We start from the raw sequence: 21,269 nt of genomic DNA, 5'->3' as shown, positions 1-21,269 counted from the left end.
GCCGGCGCGGAACCCGTGCCGCCGGACCGTACTCCCGGCCCGCCCCGCGGCCGGGCCGGTAAAGTCCCGTGAATGCCGAGAGTCAAGGTCAGCGTCATCGTTCCCGTGTACAACACCGGGAAGTACGTCGACGAGTGCGCGCCGTCGCTGCTGGAGCAGAGCCTGCCCGCCGACGAGTACGAGGTCATCTACGTCGACGACGGGTCGACGGACGACACGCTGTCCCGGCTGGAGAAGATCGCCGCCGGGCACCCGAACGTCCAGGTGCACACGCGGCCGAACTCGGGCTGGCCCGGCGCCCCCCGCAACCTCGGCATGCGGCACGCCCGGGGCGAGTACATCCAGTTCGTCGACCACGACGACAAGCTCGGCCCCGAGGCCCTGGAACGGCTCTACGAGCACGCCGAACGCAACGACGCCGACATCGTGCTCGGCAAGATGTCCAGCACCATGGTCCGGCCCCGCCGCCTGTTCCGGCACACCGTCGACGCCTGCACCATCGAGAACGACGAGCTCATGCAGAGCATGTCGCCGCACAAGATGTTCCGGCGGGCCTTCGTGGAGGAGCACGGCCTGCGCTTCCCGGAAGGGCCGTGGATCCTGGAGGACCTGCTCTTCGTCAGCGCCGCCTACCTCAAGGCCGAGCGGATCTCGGTCCTCGCCGACTACCCCTGCTACTACTGGATGAAGCGGGACGACGGCGGCAACAACACCCAGCACCGCTTCAACCCGCGGCACGGCTTCTGGGCCAACACCCGCACCGTCGTCCGCCAGATCAAGGACGGCACCCGGCCCTCCGACGACCTCGACGCCCTTCAGAACCGGCTCCTGCACCGCCTCTACCACGTCGAGGTCCTGTCCCGGGCCCGCGAGCCCGAGATCCTCCGCGAGGACCCCGCCGAGCAGCGTCCGCGTTTCGAGGCCGCCCGCGAGCTGGCGCTGGCGGAGTTCCCGGCGGCCGTCCGCGAGGGCCTGCCCGCGGTCTCCCGGCTCCGCGCCGAACTCCTCGAACGCGGCGACTTCGACGGAGCCGCCACCCTCGCCGGACGCGTCCGCGAGGTGACGGCCCGCACCGAGGTGGGCACCCCGCACTGGGCCGACGGCGGCCTGGTCGCCGACGTCACGCTCAGCCTGCTGCGCGGTGACGGCGAGCCGCTGGTCCTCGTCGAACGGGACGGGAAGCACCGGCTCGACCCGGAGCTGGTGGCCGGCGTGCCGGGGACCGAGGACGGCTGGGAGGTCCGCGATCCGTTCCGGCTGGCCTACGCCGAACTGGTGGTCAAGGACCGGGACCGGGAGGACTGGTGGTACCCGGAGGGCGACCTCGCGGTGGAGCTCCGGCCGCTCGGCGAGGGCCGCTCGCAGCTCGTCGCCACCGGCCGGCTGCGCCTCGATCCCGAACGGCTCGCCGGTGGCCGGCCGTTGCAGCGCGGGGTGCACGACGTGTGGGCGTTCGTGCAGCTGCTCGGCGTCGACCGGATGGTCCGGGTGACCGGCGACGGCACGCCCGGCACCCCGGCCGCGGGCCCCGCGCTGACCGGCGGCCGGCTCGCCCTGCCGTACTGGACGGGCAGCGGCCAGCTGGCCCTCGACATCGACCAGCGGCAGCGGAAGCTGGCCGCGGACACGGCCCTGGCGAGTGCCGCCGACGCCGGGCGCGGCGAGGGGGCGGCGCTCCCGCTGCCGTACATCGCGGCCACGGGCGGCGCCGCGGCGCGCGTCAAGGTCGGTGTGGGCCCGGTGACGGTGCGGGCGGAACTGGTGCCCGAGGCGGGGACGGCACTGCTGCGGCTCCCGGCACGCCTCCAGGTGCCCACCGGCCGGCATCCGGTCACGCTCCCGAAGGCGTCGGCGCCGGTCGCGTACGCGGTGGTCCGGGACGGTGCGGTGCTGCGCCTGGAGGGTCCGGCGTACCGGCCGAACCCGGCGCGCCGGTTCCTGGACGCGGCGTCGGACGGCCTGCGGCGCGTCAGCCGCGCTCCCCGCTAGCGGCGGGCCGGCTCCGCCGTCCCGTCCTCAGCCCGCCGTGAACGTGTCCAGGGCGACGTCGAAGTACTCCCGTGCCTCCCGCACCTTCCCGACCGGCGCCGACACCCACACGTCGTACAGCCGTCCGTTCTCCTCCCAGCAGAGGTCGTAGGTGTGGCGAGGGCCCTCCGTCGCGCTGAAGCCCTTCCAGGTGAACTCCCAGAAGGCGGCCGGGTGCCCGGAGTGGGTGGTGTCGGTGACCCGGCCGTCGTGGTAGCCCGGGTTGGTGCTCGGCCCCTCGGCCGCCGCCCGCCGCATCACCGTCCCCGGGCCGCCGGCCGGCGACTCCGAGACCTTGACGCCGAGCCGGAAGGTCTGCCCCGGTGACAGGTAGAAGACCCGCTCGCCCTGCGGATCGCGGGTGAAGCCCGCCGGCACCGCGAGCGAGAACCCGGCCGGGTCCTGCGCGAAGCGGTACCCGGAGGGCACGGTGCGGGAGCCGGTGGCCGGAGCAGAGGGGGAGGCCGGGGACGAGGTCGGCGGCGGGGCGGGCGAGTCGGTCTCCGGATAGGACGCGGAGACGGCCGTCGTGGCGGCGGGGCCCGGCGTGCCGCCGCCCCCGTCCCCGTGGAACAGCAGTGTCGCCGCCGAGACGCCCGCCCCGGCCACGGCGGCGACCAGCAGCGCGGCCACCAGCACCCCGCGCGTTGCGGTCCGCGGCGCGGCGGCGGCCACGGGCGGCGGCCGCGGCACGTCCCGCTGGGTCGGCGTGTACGGCGTCACGCCGCCGCTCTCCGTCGCGGCCGGGGCCGCCACGGCCCCCGTGGCCAGGTACTCGCGCAGCATCCGCTCGGCCTTCGCCGCGCCCAGCCGCCGCTCGGGATCCCGCTCCAGCAGCCCCCGTACGACGGGCAGCAGCGGCTCCGCCTGGGCCGGTGGCCGGATCTCGTCGGAGACCACGGCGTGCAGGATCCCGCCGAGCGAGTCGCGCCGGAACGGCGACTCGCCGCTGAGCGCCGCGCACAGCAGCGCGCCCAGCGACCACAGGTCGGACGCCGGGCCGGACCGCGAGCCGGACATCCGCTCCGGCGCGGTGTATTCGGGCGACCCGACGAAGGAACCGGTCTCGGTGAGCGTGGTGGCGCCCGCGACCTGGGCGATGCCGAAGTCGGTGAGCACGGCCCGTCCGGTGCCGGCCTCGACGAGCACGTTCGCCGGTTTGATGTCCCGGTGCAGCACCCCGGCGTCGTGCGCCGTCCGCACCGCGCTCAGCAGGTCGCTCCCGATCCGCGCGGCCTCGGCGACGTCCACCGGCCCGCCCCGGGAGATCCGGTCGGCGAGCGAACCGCCGTCGACCAATTCCATGACGATGTACGGCCGGCCGCCGTCCTCCACCACGTCGTGGACGACGATGATGTGCGGATGGCGCAGCTGCGCGACCGCCTGCGCCTCGCGCAGGGTGCGCTCGCGGCGCAGCCGGGCCTCGTCCTCGGAGAGGGTGTCGTCGACGGTGAGCTCCTTGACGGCGACCTCCCGTCCCAGCAGCTGGTCGGTGGCCCGCCACACGACGCCCATGCCTCCGCGTCCGAGCCGCGCCCCCAGGCGATACCGCCCCGCGACCAGACGTACGGCGTCGTCCCCCGGATTCACCATGGAGCCCATGATGCCCCACCGGACGCCGGGCTTCCGGACGGTGACCGGCCAAGCCCCACGGCCGGGACGCCCGGCGGCGGCTCAGCCCGAAGTCCCCGGGTCCCAGCTCTGAAGCACCCACTTGAACTGCTTGCTCGCGGTCGCCCAGCCCGTCGCGGGCGAGGACATGTAGATCGCGTACTCGACGCCGTCCCGCGAGTAGTACGTCTCCTCGATGGCGCGCCGCGGTCCCGCCGCGTTCGCCCCGTCCTTCTTCAGCGCGGTCCAGGTGTAGTCCCAGACCGCCCCGGGCCGGTCCCGGTACGTGTTCTTCTGCATGGTCACGCGGTGGTAGTTGACCAGCCGCTGCAACTGCTGCTCCAGGTCCTGCTGGTGCGCGAGCGCGTCGGAGAAGTCGGGCGAGCTGTCGATGGCGACGCGCAGGAAGTGCCTGCCGTTGTCGGGTGAGTAGTCGATCTGCTTCAGGTCGCCGTCGATGCCGTAGACGGTGCGCTTCCAGCCCTTGGGCAGGGAGAGACTGAAGCCGAGCGGGTCGTGCTTGGTCACCCAGTCGGCGGGGACCGCGCCGTCCGGGGTCGCGCCCGGCGAGGAGGAAGCGGAGGACGAGGAGGACCCCGACGTGGCGGGCGAGGCCACGCTGCCGGTGTCGTCCTTCTCCTGCCCGAAGCCCCACTGCTGCAACGCCACCGCCGCGCCCCCGCCGAGCAGCGCGGCCACGGCGACGACGAGCGCGAGCGTGCGCAGCCGGCGCCGTCTGGGGTGCACGGCACCGGGACCGGACGGCCCGCCGACGGCCGTCCGCGGGGTCGTGGAACCGCCCCCGGAGGGAGGCCGGACCTCGTACGAACCGCCGTAGAGACCGTCGTACGAATCGCTGTGCGAACCCCGGTGGGGGCCGCTCCGCGAACCCTGGGGGGAGCCGCCGCCGTAGGCCCCGTCCCGCGGGCTGTCGTACGACGGCTGGTGCGAGGTCGCCCCGGGCACACCGGAGTCCAGGCGGGTGCCGCCGCCGAGCTGCGACCGTGTCGGCACGTACGCCTGTGCCGCGCTGGGCCGCCGGCCCTCGGCGGCCTCGGCGAGCATCTGCTCGACCTCTTCGGGGGTCGGTCGCTGCGCCGGTTCCTTGCGCAGCAGCGCGGTGATGACGGGTCCCAGCGCGCCGGCCGCCTGCGGTTCGGTGGCCTCGTCCTCGACGACCGCCTGCATGGTGGTCAGCGGCGAGGTACGGCGGAACGGCGAGCGCCCCTCGACGGCCGTGTACAGGGTCGCGCCCAGCGCCCACAGGTCGGAGGACGGCCCGGGGTCGTGCCCGCGCACGCGCTCCGGCGCGAGGTAGTCGACGGATCCGACCACCTCCCCGGTCCGGGTGATGGTCGTGTCGCCCTCGATCTGCGCGATGCCGAAGTCGGTGAGGAGCACCCGGCCGTCCCGGCCGAGCAGCACGTTGCCCGGCTTGACGTCCCGGTGCAGCACCCCGGCGCTGTGCGCGGCGCGCAGCGCGCGCAGCACCCACAGCCCGATCCGGGCGGCCTCGCGCGGCTCGATGCGCCCCTGCTCCTTGACCGCGTCGGCCAGCGAGTGGCCCTCGACCAGCTCCATGACGATCCACGGCCGGCCGTCGTGTTCGAGTACGTCGTGGACGGTGACGACCGCCGAGTGGTTGATGCGGGCCGCGGCCCGGGCCTCGGCCCGGGTGCGCGCCAGCAGGATGGCCTGGTCGCCCTCGGAGACGTAGAGCGCGGCCGTCAACTCCTTGATGGCGACAGCCCGGTGCAGCACTTCGTCATGGGCGCGCCACACCCGGCCCATGCCGCCGCTGCCGATGGTGTCGGCGAGCCGGTACCGGCCCGCTATGAGCAGGCCCTGCATCTGATTCACGTTGCCCCGCAATGCTCTTGTCAGGGCCAGACTAAGGACCGGCCTGTGGTCATGGAACCAGTGGGGTGCCACGGAGACAGCACTGTGACGGTTTTCGCCTCCATTACGGGATGCGGACGAAATCCCCTCACCGGGGCGGGAACCGATCCGCCCGGGAAGGCGTCTCCGCGGCTCAGCCCGTGTACTTGTAGGTCGTCGACGCCTGCTCGTACAGCTCGGTGACCTCGTCCCGCTCGGACTCCGGGCCACGCACCTGCACGATGTGGTACCGCCCGCCGATCAGGAAGACCATGTTGCGCACGAACAGGTCGCCCTGTCCGCTGTCCGTCCAGGTGAACTGCCCCTCGGCGGAGACCTGCTGGCCCACCGTGATGGTCCGCAGCCCGCCGGCCGTGGCCCAGCTGGAGTCCCGGTACGGCTGGAGCTCCGGCTCCTTGTCCCGCTGGTACGCCATCGGGTCGCTGCCGTAGCTCGCCGCGCTGTCCCGCCCGGCCACGACGATCAGCTCGAACTTCCCGTGCGAGTAGATCACCTGGCCGCTGCCGTTCCTCGGGGTGCGGCTCCAGCCCTTGGCGACGGCGATCCGGAAACCGTCCGGGTCGTCGCGCAGGGTGAAGCCGTCGCCGGCGGAGGCGCCGCCCGTCGAACCGGCGGTGGTCTGGGTCTCCGTGGACGGGGCCGCCGTGGGCGTGGGGGTGGGGGTCGCGCTGGGCCGGGAGCTGGGCGTGGTGCTGGCCGACCCCGCCGACCCCGTCCGTTCGCCGGCGCCGTCCGTGTCGGTCTTCTTCGGCAGGAACAGCATCGCGTACGCGACGGCGGCCGCCAGCAGGAGCAGGACCAGCAGAAGCAGCGTACGGCCCAGCCTGCGCGGTGACTTGGGCTCCTGCCGGGCCCGCTTGTGCCGGCCGTGCGTCGCCGGGAGCCCGGCCCTGCGCCGGCGCACCAGCTCACCGCGGCGCCGGACGATCGGCAGCCGCCTGGGGTCGGCGGGCGGGGCGGCGACGACATGCGTACCCGCGTCCGGCTCGGGCGCGGACCGCACCAGCGAGCGCAGCCAGCCGCGCAGCTCCTCGAAGTCCAGTCGCTCGGTGGGGTCCTGACGCAGCAACGACTCGACGACCGGCCTGAGCGAACCGCACTCCTCCGCGAAGGCGGGCGGCTCCGAACACACCAGCTGCACCAGTTCGGCCGTCGACTCCTCGGGGTAGGGCGCGTGCCCCTGCACCGCGCGGAACAGCAGCGCACCGAGCGCCCACAGGTCGGTGGCCGGTCCGATCGGCGCCGCCAGCTGCCAGTTCTCGTGCACGGGCACGGCCTGTTCCGGCGCCCAGCGCTCGGTCACGGGCCCCACCACGGTCATCCGCACCTGCCGGGCCCGCTCGGCGGCCAGCGCGGTGGCGGGCCCCCGCCGTCCGGGCACGGCGGCACCCGCCTCGCCCCACCGGGGCGCGGCGCCGGCCCCCTGCGCGGGCACGACCGCGTGCGGCTGCCCCTGAGCGCCCCCGAGCACGCCGGGAAACGCCCCGGGAAGTTCGAGCCCGGCCGCGGCGGGCGCGGCGGGCGGCAGCGCGGAACGCTCCTGCCCGGCGAGCGCCGGCGGCACACCGGGCCGCGTGCGCGGCGACACGCCGGGCTGCGGACGCGGCGACGCGTCGGAAGGCGGACGCGGCGACACGTCGGACTGCGGGCCTGGTGACACGCCGGGTTGCGGGCGCGGTGCGGCTCCGTGCCAGGGCGCGGGCGCGCCGCGCACTCCGTAGGGGTCGGCGATCCGGCCGGGCGGCACGCCACCGGCGCCCCGCTGCTCGGCACCGGGCTCCGCCCCCTGCCCCCGCCCACTGCCGTACGGCGACTGCGACTCGCCGTTGACCTGTCCGGGACCGTACGGCGCCCTGGACTCGCCGGGCGCCTGCCCCGGGATGTGGGGCGACTGGGCGGCGCCGTTGGACTGCCCCGTGGCGTAGGGCGGCCGGGGCTCGGGGGCGGGCTGCTCCGGGTCGTACGGCAGTTGTGGTGCGTAGGGCGCGGTGTCGCCGTCGGCCGGCGGCCGGGCACCGGGCAGGGCGGCCCGGCTGTTCTGCTGGGCCTCCTGGACGCGGGCGGCGGCCCTGGCCCCCGCCTGGTACGCGGCGATCGCCCCGGCCCGGGCCGCCCGGACGTCCGCGCCGGTATCCAACGCGCGCCGTTCCACGGCCCCCGTACCGGCGCCGCCCGACCCCTCGTCCGGTCCGGCCCCCGGCAGCCCGCCGGCAGCCCGCGCCTGTATCGCGGCGCGCCGTGCGGCCTCGGGATCCGCCTCCGACGCGCCGGGCGCCGTCTGCGCGCCGCCCGTACCACCGAACGCACCACCGATGCTTCCCGTGCTCCCGACAGCGAGGGCTCCCGCACCGGCGGAACCACCCGAAACGGGCGAAGCGGGCGATACGTCGAGCGCACCGGCGACACCGGGGGTGCCGGGGGTGCCGGAACCTTCCGTCTGCCCGGCGCGCCGCTCACCGCCGGCCTCCCCGCCGCTCTCGCCCTCCGGGAACGGCACCGGGTCGTACCCGCTCAGCGCCTCCTCCGCCGCCCCCACCGCGAGGCCGGTCAGCATCACCCGGCCGTCGTCGCAGACGAGGACCGTGCGGGCGGTGATGTTGCGGTGGACCCAGCCGTGCGCGTGCAGCACCCGCAGCGCCATCAGCACGTCGGAGGCGACCTCGGCCGCCCGGTACGGCGTCAGCGGCTGCTCGGCCAGCAGCGCCGCCAGCGGCCGCGCCGCGACGAACTCGCTGACGATCCAGAGCGACCCGCCCTCGGCGAACACGTCGAAGACCTGGTCGAGCCGGGGATGGTCGGGGATCCGGGCGGCGGCCTGCGCGGCCTCCACGGCGCGGCGCACCGCCGGATCGCTGGGCCGGCGTGTCGCGGTCCGTGCCGACGGCGGACGGCGCGCGCCACGGTCACGGGCTGTGAACCCGTCGGGCAGTCCTTCCGCGTCGAGCACCTCCGCCTCGACGACCTCCGGCAACGGCACCTGCCGGACGAGCACTTCCTGCCCGCTGTAGGTGTCGAAGGCCCGGGTCTCGGTGAGTTCGTACTCGTCGGAGGGGGGCAGGGGCAGGCGGTAGCGGTCGGCGAGCACCCGACCCGCATAGTCGTCCACGTTGCCTCCCCCGGCCGTCCGGTTGGTCAAATCCGTTCGTTTCGCGGCCCGTTCTGTATGCATACCTGCATGCGTACGGTCCGCAACCACTCACGATACGTGCCGGAGGCAATTCGCATTGTGGGGATGCGAATTTGTCACTTGGGCTCGAAGGACGCCGTCAGCGTCTTCCAGGTGTCCTTGCGCAGCTCACTGCTCCAGCCGGCGGCCTTCGCGGTGTACATCAGCGCGTAGCCCTGGCTCGAGCTGACGACGAAGCCCCGGTCGATCGTGTGGTACTTGGTGCCGCCGTCGACGTAGGTGAACTCCCAGTCGGCGGTGTTCCAGCCGCGGTAGCCGACCGCGGCTATGCGGACCTTCTGGTACTGGGAACGCACCATGTAGCGCTCCTGGTTCTCCCAGTCCGCCACCGGGTTGTCCTTGGGCGTGCTCGTCCAGGCGATCAGCAGCTTCTGCCCGTCGGGGCCGGTGAAACGGTCGCCCGCTGAGCTGCTGGTCTGGAACTTCCAGCCCTTGGGCAGCCCGATCGAGTACCCCTGGCTCCCGGTGTACTTCTTCACCACCGGCGCGCCGTCGTCGGCACTGCCACTGGAGTTCGACGCCGAGGTCCCGTCGTCGCTCGCCGCGTCCGTGTCCGAGCCGCTCCCGGTGGTCGCGGACGCCGACGTGTCGCCGTCCGTGCGGGTGCCGCCGCTGGTGTCCTCCTTGGTGGACGACCCGCTGCCGGACCCCGAACCGGAACCGGTGCTCGCGCTCGCCCCGGAGGTCGCCACCGCCTTGGAACCGCCGCTCTTGCCGCTCCCCTTGCCGCCGCCGTCGTCCCCACCGCCCAGCGTGAGGGCGAGCACGGTGCCGAGCACCGCGAGCACCACCACCACGGCGATGATCACCAGGGTGCGCTTGGGCACCACGTCGGTGAGCGGTGCCCGGGGCACCGGCCGGGGCGCCAGGTCCAGGTCCGGCGGCGGCACCACGGGCCACCCCGAACTCGGCTTCCCGGCGGCCGGCTTGGCTCCCGCGGTACCGCCGGCGGAACCGGCCGCGCCACCGACACCCACGGAGGCCGAACCCACGACGGCCGAACGCGCGCCGCCACCGGACGCCGAACCCGGGCCCGAGCCGGAACCCGCCGCGGCACCCGAGCCGGACCCGGAGCCGGAACCCGAGCGGGCACCGGTGCCGTTCCCGACGCCCGCGCCGGCCGGACCGCCCGCACCGGACACCCCGGCCGAGCCCGCCGTTCCGCTCGCCGTGCCGCCCGCCGGGGCACCCGCACCGCCACCGCTCTTCGCCTTGCTCACGGCCGAGGCGCTCGCCGCCCCCGCGGCCTTGCGGACGGAACGCAGCGCCCCACGCAGCTTCTCCCCGGCCTCCTCACCGCGCTTGGCCGGGGTGGCCTTCTCCACCGACGGCGCGTCGGGCTGCGGGGGCAACGGCACCACCCGCGTGGCGTCCGCGGGCGCCTCCTCGGGCATGTTGATGACCGCGTTGAGCATCGCCCGCGCGCCCGCGTCGTCCAGCCGCTGGGCCGGATCCTTGGTGAGCAGCCCGTAGATGACGTCCCTGAGCGGCCCGGCGTTCTTGGGCTCCTCCAGCTGCTCGGTCATCACCGCGGTCAGGGTGGCGATCGCCGACCCCTTGTCGTAGGGCGGGGCACCCTCGACCGCCGCGTACAGCAGACCGCCCAGCGACCACAGGTCGGCCGCCGGACCGGGCTTGTGACCGCGGGCCCGCTCCGGGGAGATGTAGGAGGGAGCGCCGACGAGCATGCCGGTGGAGGTGATGGACGGGTCGCCCTCGACCTGGGCGATACCGAAGTCGGTGAGCACCACGCGGCCGTCGTGCTCCGAGATCAGCACGTTGGACGGCTTCACGTCCCGGTGCAGGATGCCCTCACGGTGCGCCGACCTCAGCACGTCGAGGATCGCCAGTCCGACCTCGGCCGCACGCTTCGGGTCCAGCAGGCCGTCCTCCCGGATGACCTCGGCCAGCGACTTGCCCTCGACCAGCTCCATCACGATCCAGGGCCGGTCGTCCTCCTCGACCACGTCGAAGACCGTCACCGCGCTGTTGTTGCGGATCCGGGCGATCGCCTTGGCCTCGCGCAGGGTGCGCGTGATCAGGCGCCGCTTCTCGTCCTCGTCGATGTTCGACGGGAACCGCAACTCCTTGACGGCCACGGTCCTGCCGAGGGTCTCGTCCTCGGCTCGCCACACGGTGCCCATCCCGCCGCGGCCGAGTACTCCCCCCAGCCGGTACCGCCCGGCGAGAAGACGCTCACTGTTGTCCTGACGAGTCCCCTGACGAGAAGTGCCCGCCCGCTCCGCCTCCGACATGCGTCCCCTCATGCAACCCGCCCTGACAGAGCCTCCATTGTCCCTCACCCGACAAGTGCCCGACGCCCAGGGGGCCCCTGACCGCACATCGGGGCTCCGGCCGGAACCCCCGGTGACGAGGGCGTCACAGGGACCGGGATGATGGGCCGCGACAAGGGAGGTAGCCGGATGCCACCGCTTCGGACACTGACGGCCATACCGGTCTCTCTCGCCCTCCTGTTCGCCCCGGTGGCCACCGGTTCCGCCTCCTCGGCGGAGGCCACGGACCCGCTCCTGTCACAGTTCGTCACCGCGGGCGGAGCACCGGCCGCCGCCCTCCTCGACGTCGACGGCGACGACGTCCACTACGCGGCCGCCGGCCGGCGCATCGCCCGCGCCGACCACTTCCGCGCCGGCAGCATCACCAAGACCTTCATCGCCACCGTCGTCCTGCAACTGGCCGCGGAACACCGGCTGTCCCTGTCCGATCCCGTCGAGCGTCACCTGCCGGGGCTGCTGCGCGGCCGCGGCACCGACGGACGCTGGATCACCCTGCGCGCCCTGCTCAGCCACACCAGCGGACTCGCCGACTTCACCACGGTCACCCGGGGTGTCGTCCCCCTGACGCCGCTTCAGGCCGTACGTGTCGCACTCGCCCTCCCTCCGACCCGGCCGGGTCGCTACTCGTACTCCAGCACCGACTACGTCCTGCTCGGCATGGTGATCCATCAGGTCACCGGCGCCTCGTACGCCGCCGAGGTCCGGCGCCGCATCATCACCCCCCTCCGTCTGACGGGCACCTCCTTCCCGGGCGCCCGCACCACGCTGCCCTCCCCGCACGGCCGCGCCTACGCCACCGACGGCTCCGACGTCACCGAGCTGGACCCGCGCGTGGCCGGCGCGGCGGGTGAGCTGGTGACCACGCTCGACGACCTGGACCGCTTCTACGCGGCCCTGCTGGGCGGCGAGCTGCTGCCCCCGGGCCGGCTGCGCGAGATGCTCGACACCCGTGCCGCACATGGCGCGTACGGCCTGGGGATCTTTCCTGTGAAGCTGCCGTGCGGGACCACGGTGTGGGGACACAACGGCCGGATCCCCGGCAGCTACGTACGGAGCGCCGCGTCGGTCGACGGCCGGCATGTCCTCACGTTCCGCGTGAACACGACGGCGGTCGCCGACCCGGACCTCGAACCCGCGCTGCTCGCGGCCCAGTTCTGCCCTCGCAGTGAGTAGAACGGCCGGGGCCCGGTGGAAGATCCCGACCCCGGGTCCCTCGATCGGGTGACATCCGGCGACTCGCCACCAGGAGCGTCCAGCACACGTCACCCAGGGAGCCAGCACCCGGGCACCACCACAGCCCGGCACCCAGGCACCCGGGCACCACCACAGCCCGGCACCCAGGCACCCGGGCACCACCACAGCCCGGCACCCAGGCACCACCACGGCCCGGCATCCAGCCCCCCGGCACCATCACAGCCCCGCGCCTAGGCACCCCGGCACCCCGGCACTACAGCGGGACGATGTCCGGTGCTCCCAGCCGTGCCGCGTCCGCCGTCAGGTCGTCCGGCTGGAGTTGGGACTCGCGCTCCGCCTCCACCCGCTTCTCGTAGTGCTCGACCTCCCGCTCGATCTGGTCCTTGTCCCAGCCGAGGACCGGCGCCATCAGCTCGGCCGCCTCACGGGCGCTGCGGGTGCCACGGTCGAAGGTCTCGATGGAGATGCGGGTGCGGCGCGTCAGTACGTCGTCGAGGTGGCGCGCGCCCTCGTGGGAGGCCGCGTAGACGACCTCGGCGCGCAGGTAGTCGTCGGCCGCGGACAACGGTTCACCGAGGCCGGGATCGGCGGCGACGAGGTCGAGGATCTCATCGGCGAGCGAGCCGTACCGGTTGAGCAGATGCTCGACCCGCACCACGTGCAGCCCGGTACGGGCGGCGATCCTGGCCCGCGCGTTCCACATCGCCCGGTACCCCTCGGCGCCGATCAGCGGGATGTCCTCGGTGACGCACTCGGCGACCCGCATGTCGAGCCCGTGCACGGCCTCGTCGACGGCGTCCTTGGCCATCACCCGGTACGTCGTGTACTTGCCGCCCGCGACGACCACCAGGCCGGGCACCGGGTGCGCGACCGTGTGCTCGCGCGACAGCTTGCTGGTGGCGTCCGACTCGCCGGCCAGCAGCGGGCGCAGACCCGCGTAGACGCCCTGCACGTCGTCACGGGTCAGCGGGACCGCCAGCACCGAGTTGACGTGGTTGAGCAGGTAGTCGATGTCCGCGCTGGAGGCGGCCGGGTGGGCCTTGTCGAGGTCCCAGTCGGTGTCGGTGGTGCCGATGATCCAGTGCCGGCCCCAGGGGATGACGAACAGCACCGACTTCTCGGTGCGCAGGATCAGACCGGTCGTGGAGTGGATGCGGTCCTTCGGGACGACCAGGTGGATGCCCTTGGAGGCACGCACGTGGAACTGGCCGCGCTCGCCGACCATCGCCTGGGTGTCGTCGGTCCACACACCGGTCGCGTTGACGACCTGCTGGGCGCGGATCTCGTACTCCCCGCCGCCCTCCACGTCCTGCACCCGCGCCCCGACGACCCGCTCGCCCTCACGCAGGAACCCGGTCACGCGCGCCCGGTTGGCGGCCTTCGCGCCGTAGGACACCGCCGTGCGCACCAGGGTCGCCACGTAGCGGGCGTCGTCCATCTGCGCGTCGTAGTACTGGATCGCGCCGACCAGCGCGTCCTTGCGCAGCGCGGGTGCGACACGCAGGGCGTGACCGCGCGTCAGGTGGCGGTGGGCCGGCAGGCCCCGGCCGTGGCCGCGGGCCATGGACATCGTGTCGTAGAGCGCGACGCCCGAACCGGCGTACAGGCGCTCCCAGCCCTGGTGCTGGAGCGGGTAGAGGAACGGCACCGGCTTGACCAGGTGCGGTGCGAGGCGTTCCAGGAGCAGGCCACGTTCCTTCAGGGCCTCGCGGACCAGGGCGAAGTCGAGCATCTCCAGGTAGCGCAGGCCGCCGTGGACCAGCTTGCTGGACCTGCTGGAGGTGCCGGAGGCCCAGTCACGGGCCTCCACGATGCCGGTGTTCAGGCCCCGGGTCACCGCGTCCAGCGCGGTGCCCGCGCCGACCACTCCACCGCCCACCACCAGCACGTCCAGCTCGCGCTCGGCCATGGCCGCCAGGGACTCCGCACGCTGCTTCGGCCCCAGTGTCGCTGTCCTCACCGCTGCCTCCCGCTCTGCCGCCATCGGTCATCGCTCGTCGTCGGTCATCGGTCGCGCAGGCCGCACCCGGCAGGCGAAGCCCATGACCAGATTCTGACCGGGTTGCCCGGCTTCAGCCACCACTCACCCCCAGCCTGTGGACAACGGTCACCGAACCCGCGGAAGACACACGAACACAATCCCACATAACGGTCATATTTACTCCTAGTCTGACATTGCGCTTCGCTCATCCTGTCCACCGGGCTTGCGCACCTGTCCCGCTTCGGTTACTGGGAAGGACGGCCCACACGCCATGCCCGCAGATCTCGCCGTCATCGGACTCGGTCCCTACGGCCTGCCCCTGGCCCAGGCCGCCGTGGCCGCCGGCGTCCGCACGATCGGCTACGCCACCGGCCCCGAGGCCGGCTCACTCAGCCCGGCCGAGCTGCGCCGGATGCTCTCGGGGGGCTTCCGGACGGCCGAGGACCCGGCCGAGTTGGGGCGGGTACGGACGGCCGTGATCTGCGCGCCGACCCCACGCGGCGCCGACGGCGGGCTCGACCTCGGCCAGGTGGAGACCGCCGCCCGCACCCTGGCCGAGCGACTGCGCCCGCACACGACGGTGATCCTGGAGTCGCCGGTCCACCCGGGGACGACGGAGGACTTCCTGCGCCCCCTGCTGGAGAAGGGCTCGGGGCTGCGCGCGGGCCGCGACTTCCATCTCGCCTACTCCCCCAGCCGGGTGGACCCCGGCAACCGCGAGTTCACCCCGGCCAACACGCCGAAGGTCATCGGCGGTCTCACTCCCGCGTGCATGGAGTCGGCCGCCACGTTCTACGGGCGGCTCACCGACAAGGTGGTACGCGCGCGCGGCCCGCGCGAGGCCGAGACCGTGCACCTCCTGGAGACCAACTTCCGGCACGTCAACATCGCCCTGGTCAACGAGATGGCCGTCCTCTGCCACGACCTGGGCGTCGACCTGTGGGACGTCATCCGCTGCGCGGAGACCAAGCCGTTCGGCTTCCAGGCCTTCCGTCCCGGTCCCGGCGTCGGCGGCCACGGCGTCGCCCAGGACCTGTCCGGCCTCGCCGGCCGCGGCCTGCGCATGGTGGAACTGGCCCAGCAGGTCAACAACCGGATGCCCGGTTACGTCGTCCAGCGCGCCGCCGCCCTCCTCAACGAGCACGGCAAGTCGGCCCGCGGCGCGCGCGTGCTGCTGCTCGGCGTCACCTACAAGGCGGACCTCGCCGACCAGCAGGACACCCCCGCGCGGGAGATCGCGACCCGCCTCATGGAACTCGGCGCCTCCGTCAGCTACCACGACCCGCACATCGGATCCTGGAGCGTCCTGGACCGCCCGGTGCCCCGCGCGGACTCGCTCTACGAGGCGGCCGCCGACGCCGACCTGACGATCCTGGTCCAGCAGCACCGCACGTACGACCTCCAAGGTCTCTCCGTGAAGGCCCAGTTGCTGCTGGACACACGCGGGGCGACACCCACGGGGGTGGCCCACCGGCTCTGAGCGGGGCCGCACACCGAAAACCGCGAGGGCGTTGTCACAGGGTCCTGTTAGCCTCCCCCCACTCGTCGCACAGTTGTGCGCACGCCGCTTCGTCCCATCGCTTTCGAGTGGTCACACCAGGGGGGATTCCTGTCATGAGCCAGTCAGCTCCACCGCCGCCGCCGTCGCAGCCGCACCCGCACCCGCAGCCCCAGCAGCAGCCGCAGTCCCAGCAGCAGTCCCAGACACAGCCGCAGTCCCAGACACAGCCGCAGTCCCAGCAGCAGTCCCAGACACAGCCGCAGTCCCAGACACAGCCGCAGTCCCAGCCCGCCGACGGCAACCCGTTCGCCCAGCCCGGCGCCGTACCCCCGCCCTCCGCGCCGGCAGCGCCGCCCGTGCCGCCCCGGTCCAACCTGGCCGTCGGCCTGGTCGCCGCCGTCGTCGCGGCCGTCGCCGCCGCGGCGCTCTACGGCGTGATCATCGGCGTCACCAAGCACGAGATCGGGTGGGCGGCGGTGGGCGTCGGCTTCGTCATCGGCCTCGCGGCCGGCCGGCTCGGCGGCCGCAACCCGGTCCTCGCGATCTCCGCGACCGTGCTGGCGCTCGGCTCGGTCTACCTCGGCCAGCTCGTCGGCGAGGCGATGATCGGCGCCGACCAGCTGGGCGTGGGCTTCTCCGAGGTGTTCTTCCAGCACTTCGACGTCGTCCAGCAGGCCTGGAAGGCGGAAGCCGACCCGCTGACCTTCCTCTTCTTCGCGATCGCGGCCTGGGCGGCGTTCTCGGGAGCCCAGAAGGCGGCCCGCTGACCGGCGCACCCGGGCATGCGGGAGGGCCGGTCACCCACGCGGGATGACCGGCCCTCCGTGCGTCTGCCGTGCGGCCTACCGCTTGTGCTGCGAGTCCGCCACGGTCACCTCGACGCGCTGGAACTCCTTGAGCTCGCTGTAGCCGGTGGTGGCCATCGCGCGGCGCAGGGCGCCGAACAGGTTCATCGAACCGTCGGGGGTGTGGGACGGGCCGGTCAGGATCTCCTCGAGGGTGCCGACCGTGCCGAGGTCGACCTTCTTGCCACGCGGAAGCTCCTCGTTGACGGCCTCCATGCCCCAGTGGTGGCCCTTGCCCGGACCGTCGGTCGCACGGGCCAGCGGGGAGCCCATCATCACCGAGTCGGCACCGCAGGCGATCGCCTTGGGCAGGTCGCCGGACCAGCCGACACCGCCGTCCGCGATCACGTGCACGTAGCGGCCACCGGACTCGTCCATGTAGTCGCGGCGGGCCGCGGCGACGTCCGCGACCGCGGTCGCCATCGGGACCTGGATGCCGAGCACGTTGCGCGTGGTGTGCGCGGCACCGCCGCCGAAGCCGACGAGCACACCAGCGGCGCCCGTGCGCATCAGGTGCAGGGCCGCCGTGTAGGTGGCGCAGCCGCCGACGATCACCGGCACGTCGAGTTCGTAGATGAACTGCTTCAGGTTCAGCGGCTCGTGCGAGGACGAGACGTGCTCCGCGGAGACCGTCGTACCGCGGATGACGAAGATGTCCACGCCCGCGTCCACGACCGCCTTGGAGAACTGCGCGGTGCGCTGCGGGGAGAGCGCGGCCGCCGTGACCACGCCGGAGTCGCGCACCTCCTTGATGCGCGCGCCGATCAGCTCCTCCTTGATGGGGGCGGAGTAGATCTCCTGGAGGCGCCGGGTGGCGGTGTCGGCGTCCAGCCCCGTGATCTCGTCGAGCAGCGGCTGCGGGTCCTCGTGCCGGGTCCACAGGCCTTCGAGGTTGAGCACCCCGAGGCCGCCGAGCTCACCGATGCGGATCGCGGTGGCCGGGGAGACGACCGAGTCCATGGGGGCGGCCAGGAACGGGAGCTCGAAGCGGTAGGCGTCGATCTGCCAGGCGATCGAGACCTCCTTCGGGTCCCGCGTACGGCGGCTGGGGACGACGGCGATGTCGTCGAAGGCGTACGCCCGGCGGCCGCGCTTGCCGCGCCCGATCTCGATCTCAGTCACGTCTGTGGCCTTTCCCTCTGCGTTTCAGCGTCTTCCAGTATCGCCGACGGGCACGACAAGGGCGGCCCCGGTGTGTCCGGGACCGCCCTGGAAGCGAGCGTCACGCGCGCGTGCGCGTCACTTACGGCTGTAGTTCGGTGCCTCGACCGTCATCTGGATGTCGTGCGGGTGGCTCTCCTTGAGGCCCGCGGAGGTGATGCGGACGAAGCGGCCCTTGGTCTCCATCTCCTCGACGGTGGCCGCGCCCACGTAGCCCATGGTCTGGCGCAGACCGCCGACGAGCTGGTGCAGCACGTTGGCCAGCGGGCCGCGGTAGGGCACCTGGCCCTCGATGCCCTCGGGGACGAGCTTGTCGTCGGAGGAGACCTCGGCCTGGAAATAGCGGTCCTTCGAGTACGACCGGCCCTGGCCACGCGACTGCATGGCACCCAGCGAACCCATGCCGCGGTACGACTTGAACTGCTTGCCGTTGATGAAGAGCAGTTCGCCGGGCGACTCCTCGCAACCGGCCAGCAGGCTGCCGAGCATCACGGTGTCGGCACCGGCCGCGAGGGCCTTGCCGATGTCACCGGAGTACTGGAGGCCGCCGTCGCCGATCAGCGGGATGCCGGCCGGGCGGGCGGCGAGGGAGGCCTCGTAGATGGCCGTGACCTGCGGGACACCGATGCCGGCGACGACCCTGGTCGTACAGATGGAGCCGGGGCCCACGCCGACCTTGATGCCGTCGACACCGGCGTCGATGAGGGCCTGCGCGCCGTCCCGGGTGGCGACGTTGCCGCCGATCACGTCGACGTCCACGCTCGACTTGATCTTCGCCATCCAGCTGAGGGCGTTGCTGTTGTGGCCGTGCGAGGTGTCGACGACCAGGAAGTCCACCCCGGCCGCGGCGAGCGCCTGGGCCCGCTCCAGGGCCTCGGGGCTGGCGCCCACGGCGGCACCGACGAGGAGGCGGCCCTCGGCGTCCTTGGCGGCGTTCGGGTACTTCTCGGCCTTGACGAAGTCCTTGACGGTGATCAGGCCCTTGAGGATGCCCTCGTCGTCGACCAGCGGCAGCTTCTCGATCTTGTGCCTGCGCAGCAGCTCCATGGCCTCGACGCCGGAGGTGCCGACCTTGCCGGTGATCAGCGGCATCGGGGTCATGACCTCGCGCACCTGGCGGCTGCGGTCGGACTCGAAGGCCATGTCGCGGTTGGTGACGATGCCGAGCAGCTTGCCGGCCGGGTCGGTGACGGGCACACCGCTGATGCGGAACTTCGCGCACAGCGCGTCCGCCTCGGCGAGGGTCGCCTCCGGGTGCACCGTGATGGGGTCGGTGACCATGCCGGACTCGGACCGCTTGACCAGGTCGACCTGGTTGACCTGGTCCTCGACGGAGAGGTTGCGGTGCAGCACGCCGACGCCGCCGAGCCGGGCCATCGCGATCGCCATGCGGGACTCGGTCACCTTGTCCATCGCCGCGGAGAGCAGCGGGATGTTGACCCGGACGTTGCGTGAGATACGGGACGAGGTGTCGACCGCGTTGGGGAGCACCTCGGATGCACCCGGCAGCAGCAGCACGTCGTCGTAGGTCAGCCCGAGTGTCGCGAATTTGTCGGGCACTCCGTCGACGTTTGCAGTCATGACACCTTCCCCAAATGGCCTTGAACGGTGCGGATGTCCATGCTAACGGGAACCAGAGGCCCCAAATTCCACGGTACGACCCGGCTCCGGGCTTCGTATGTTCGTACGGAAACGGGCGGGGGGCTGTTCATCGTGGGTGGCTGTGACCCCGTTCGGCCGCCGCTGCCGACTGCTTCGGCCGCTGCCGCCCACCGTTCGGGCCGCTGCCGCCCACCGTTCCTGCCGCCGCTGCCCACCGTTCCTGCCGCCGCCGGTCGGTGTTCCGGCCGCTGCCGGTCACTGTTCGGCGAGCGCCCGCAGCCGGCTCAGCGCCCGGTGCTGGGCGACCCGGACCGCGCCCGGTGACATTCCCAACATCTGACCCGTCTCCTCCGCCGTGAGGCCCACGGCGATGCGCAGCAGCAACAGCTCGCGCTGGTTCTCGGGGAGGTTGGCGAGGAGTTTCTTGGCCCATTCGGCGTCACTGCTGAGCAGCGCGCGCTCCTCGGGGCCGAGGGAGTCGTCGGGCCGCTCGGGCATCTCGTCGGAGGGGACGGCCGTGGAGCCGGGGTGGCGCATCGCGGCCCGCTGGAGGTCGGCGACCTTGTGGGAGGCGATGGCGAAGACGAAGGCCTCGAAGGGGCGGCCGGTGTCGCGATAGCGGGGCAGGGCCAGCAGGACCGCCACGCAGACCTCCTGGGCGAGGTCCTCGACGAAGTGCCGGGCGTCCCCCGGCAGCCGGGACAGCCGGGTGCGGCAGTAGCGCAGCGCGAGGGGGTGGACATGGGCGAGCAGGTCGTGCGTGGCCTGCTCGTCCCCGTCTACGGCGCGGTGGACGAGGGCACCGATCGTCCCCATGGCAGTGACTGCCTCGTCCTCGCGCATCGGTCCATGGTGCCCTGCTGCCGTCGGCTGGGTGGCACCGCGTCCGTCGTTGTGCACCGAAGCGTTATGAGCAGGTGCGCCGGAACTCATCTCCTGCGCCCTCCCCTTCCGCTCGAACGACTCGTCCCCGAGAGACTCCACACCTCAAGGATGCGGCATCCGCGCCGAAACGAGCAGCGGCACTGCGCCGATCCGTCTTGCGGACCCCGCCCACCGTGCGGTAGGCGGGGGCGTCCGGCCGGTGCGCGGTCCGGCTGCGGCGCAGCTCACCGCCGTGTCATCGGACCAGTCCCCAGCGGAACCCGAGGGCCACCGCGTGGGCGCGGTCGGAGGCGCCGAGCTTCTTGAAAAGGCGCCGGGCGTGCGTCTTGACGGTGTCCTCGGAGAGGAACAGCTCGCGGCCGATCTCGGCGTTGGAGCGGCCGTGGCTCATGCCCTCCAGGACCTGGATCTCGCGCGCGGTGAGGGTGGGCGCGGCGCCCATCTCGGCCGAGCGCAGGCGCCGGGGCGCCAGTCGCCAGGTGGGGTCGGCGAGCGCCTGTGTGACGGTCGCGCGCAGTTCGGCGCGCGAGGCGTCCTTGTGCAGGTAGCCGCGGGCGCCGGCGGCGACGGCCAGGGCCACGCCGTCCAGGTCCTCGGCGACCGTGAGCATGATGATGCGCGCGCCGGGGTCGGCTGACAGCAGCCGGCGTACGGTCTCGACGCCCCCCAGTCCGGGCATGCGCACGTCCATCAGAATCAGGTCGGAGCGGTCGGCGCCCCAGCGGCGGAGGACTTCCTCGCCGTTGGCCGCCGTCGTCACGCGCTCGACGCCGGGCACGGTCGCGACCGCGCGGCGCAGCGCCTCTCGGGCAAGCGGGGAGTCGTCGCAGACGAGGACGGATGTCATGACCGCCCTCCGCAGCTGATGCGCGTCACCTTGAGCCTCCAGGCTGGTACGGAATCGTCACCTGTGCGGTCGAACGTCTCGGACGCCTGCCCGAGCGCTTGTTGCTTCAACCGCCACCGCACTCTCAACGACGGTCACTCGAAAGAGTTACGGGGCTGCATGCCGTCTTCGGCACTCTACGTGAGGGCGCGGACACGGTGCAGACATGGACGTCAGACCCTCAACTTTTCATCA

Annotated in this window: 13 protein-coding genes; 4 read left to right on the top strand and 9 right to left on the bottom strand. The window is 73.0% G+C overall.

Going from position 1 to position 21,269, the window contains the following annotated elements; all coding sequences use genetic code 11:
• The first annotated feature begins 72 nt into the window (after positions 1-72).
• Positions 73-1,989 (top strand): glycosyltransferase family 2 protein, encoded by a 1,917-nt coding sequence (locus AAW13_RS18125; RefSeq protein ID WP_046733119.1) that lies wholly within the window; start codon positions 73-75, stop codon positions 1,987-1,989.
• Positions 1,990-2,016: 27 nt separating this feature from the next.
• Here AAW13_RS18125 and AAW13_RS18120 read toward each other — a convergent pair whose 3' ends face one another.
• The 4 genes from AAW13_RS18120 to AAW13_RS18105 form a co-directional block, all read right to left on the bottom strand.
• Complete coding sequence (locus AAW13_RS18120; protein ID WP_046733153.1) at positions 2,017-3,621, bottom strand: serine/threonine-protein kinase; 1,605 nt, start codon at positions 3,619-3,621, stop codon at positions 2,017-2,019.
• Between the two features lie 81 nt (positions 3,622-3,702).
• Positions 3,703-5,490 carry a serine/threonine-protein kinase gene (locus AAW13_RS18115; RefSeq protein WP_046733118.1) on the bottom strand — a complete coding sequence of 596 codons (1,788 nt, stop codon included), beginning with the start codon at positions 5,488-5,490 and terminating at the stop codon, positions 3,703-3,705.
• Between the two features lie 181 nt (positions 5,491-5,671).
• Positions 5,672-8,644, bottom strand: coding sequence for a protein kinase (locus AAW13_RS18110; protein ID WP_046733152.1), 2,973 nt, complete (start codon positions 8,642-8,644; stop codon positions 5,672-5,674).
• Positions 8,645-8,781: 137 nt separating this feature from the next.
• Positions 8,782-10,980, bottom strand: coding sequence for a serine/threonine-protein kinase (locus tag AAW13_RS18105; protein ID WP_071659593.1), 2,199 nt, complete (start codon positions 10,978-10,980; stop codon positions 8,782-8,784).
• 168 nt (positions 10,981-11,148) lie between these two features.
• On the opposite strand from AAW13_RS18105, the gene AAW13_RS18100 reads away from it, so the two are divergent.
• Positions 11,149-12,192 (top strand): serine hydrolase domain-containing protein, encoded by a 1,044-nt coding sequence (locus AAW13_RS18100; RefSeq protein ID WP_046733116.1) that lies wholly within the window; start codon positions 11,149-11,151, stop codon positions 12,190-12,192.
• A 274-nt stretch (positions 12,193-12,466) separates the two neighbouring features.
• Here AAW13_RS18100 and AAW13_RS18095 read toward each other — a convergent pair whose 3' ends face one another.
• Positions 12,467-14,173: a glycerol-3-phosphate dehydrogenase/oxidase gene (locus AAW13_RS18095; protein ID WP_071659592.1), complete on the bottom strand. Its 1,707-nt coding sequence runs from the start codon at positions 14,171-14,173 to the stop codon at positions 12,467-12,469.
• 292 nt (positions 14,174-14,465) lie between these two features.
• Between AAW13_RS18095 and AAW13_RS18090 the strand changes: the two genes are divergently transcribed.
• Together AAW13_RS18090 and AAW13_RS18085 are read left to right on the top strand one after the other, a co-directional pair.
• The gene (locus AAW13_RS18090) at positions 14,466-15,674 is read left to right on the top strand and encodes a nucleotide sugar dehydrogenase (RefSeq protein ID WP_046733114.1); all 1,209 of its coding nucleotides are present in this window, start codon (positions 14,466-14,468) and stop codon (positions 15,672-15,674) included.
• Positions 15,675-15,808: 134 nt separating this feature from the next.
• On the top strand, positions 15,809-16,462 hold the full coding sequence (locus AAW13_RS18085) for a hypothetical protein (protein ID WP_046733113.1): 654 nt from the start codon (positions 15,809-15,811) through the stop codon (positions 16,460-16,462).
• A 75-nt stretch (positions 16,463-16,537) separates the two neighbouring features.
• On the opposite strand, the gene AAW13_RS18080 is transcribed toward AAW13_RS18085, so the two are convergent.
• From AAW13_RS18080 to AAW13_RS18065, 4 genes are all read right to left on the bottom strand, one after another.
• Positions 16,538-17,662, bottom strand: coding sequence for a GuaB3 family IMP dehydrogenase-related protein (locus tag AAW13_RS18080; protein WP_046733112.1), 1,125 nt, complete (start codon positions 17,660-17,662; stop codon positions 16,538-16,540).
• 117 nt (positions 17,663-17,779) lie between these two features.
• Complete coding sequence (gene guaB, locus AAW13_RS18075; protein ID WP_046733111.1) at positions 17,780-19,282, bottom strand: IMP dehydrogenase; 1,503 nt, start codon at positions 19,280-19,282, stop codon at positions 17,780-17,782.
• 276 nt (positions 19,283-19,558) lie between these two features.
• Complete coding sequence (locus AAW13_RS18070) at positions 19,559-20,119, bottom strand: sigma-70 family RNA polymerase sigma factor (RefSeq protein WP_420855474.1); 561 nt, start codon at positions 20,117-20,119, stop codon at positions 19,559-19,561.
• A gap of 304 nt (positions 20,120-20,423) precedes the next feature.
• Positions 20,424-21,035, bottom strand: coding sequence for a response regulator transcription factor (locus AAW13_RS18065; RefSeq protein WP_003948568.1), 612 nt, complete (start codon positions 21,033-21,035; stop codon positions 20,424-20,426).
• Between the last annotated feature and the right edge of the window lie 234 nt (positions 21,036-21,269).

Source organism: Streptomyces humi (assembly GCF_001005085.2).
Taxonomy (GTDB): Bacteria; Actinomycetota; Actinomycetes; order Streptomycetales; family Streptomycetaceae; genus Streptomyces; species Streptomyces humi.
The sequence above is the reverse complement of the archived record's forward strand: the minus strand, read 5'-3'. Positions and strand labels throughout refer to the sequence as shown.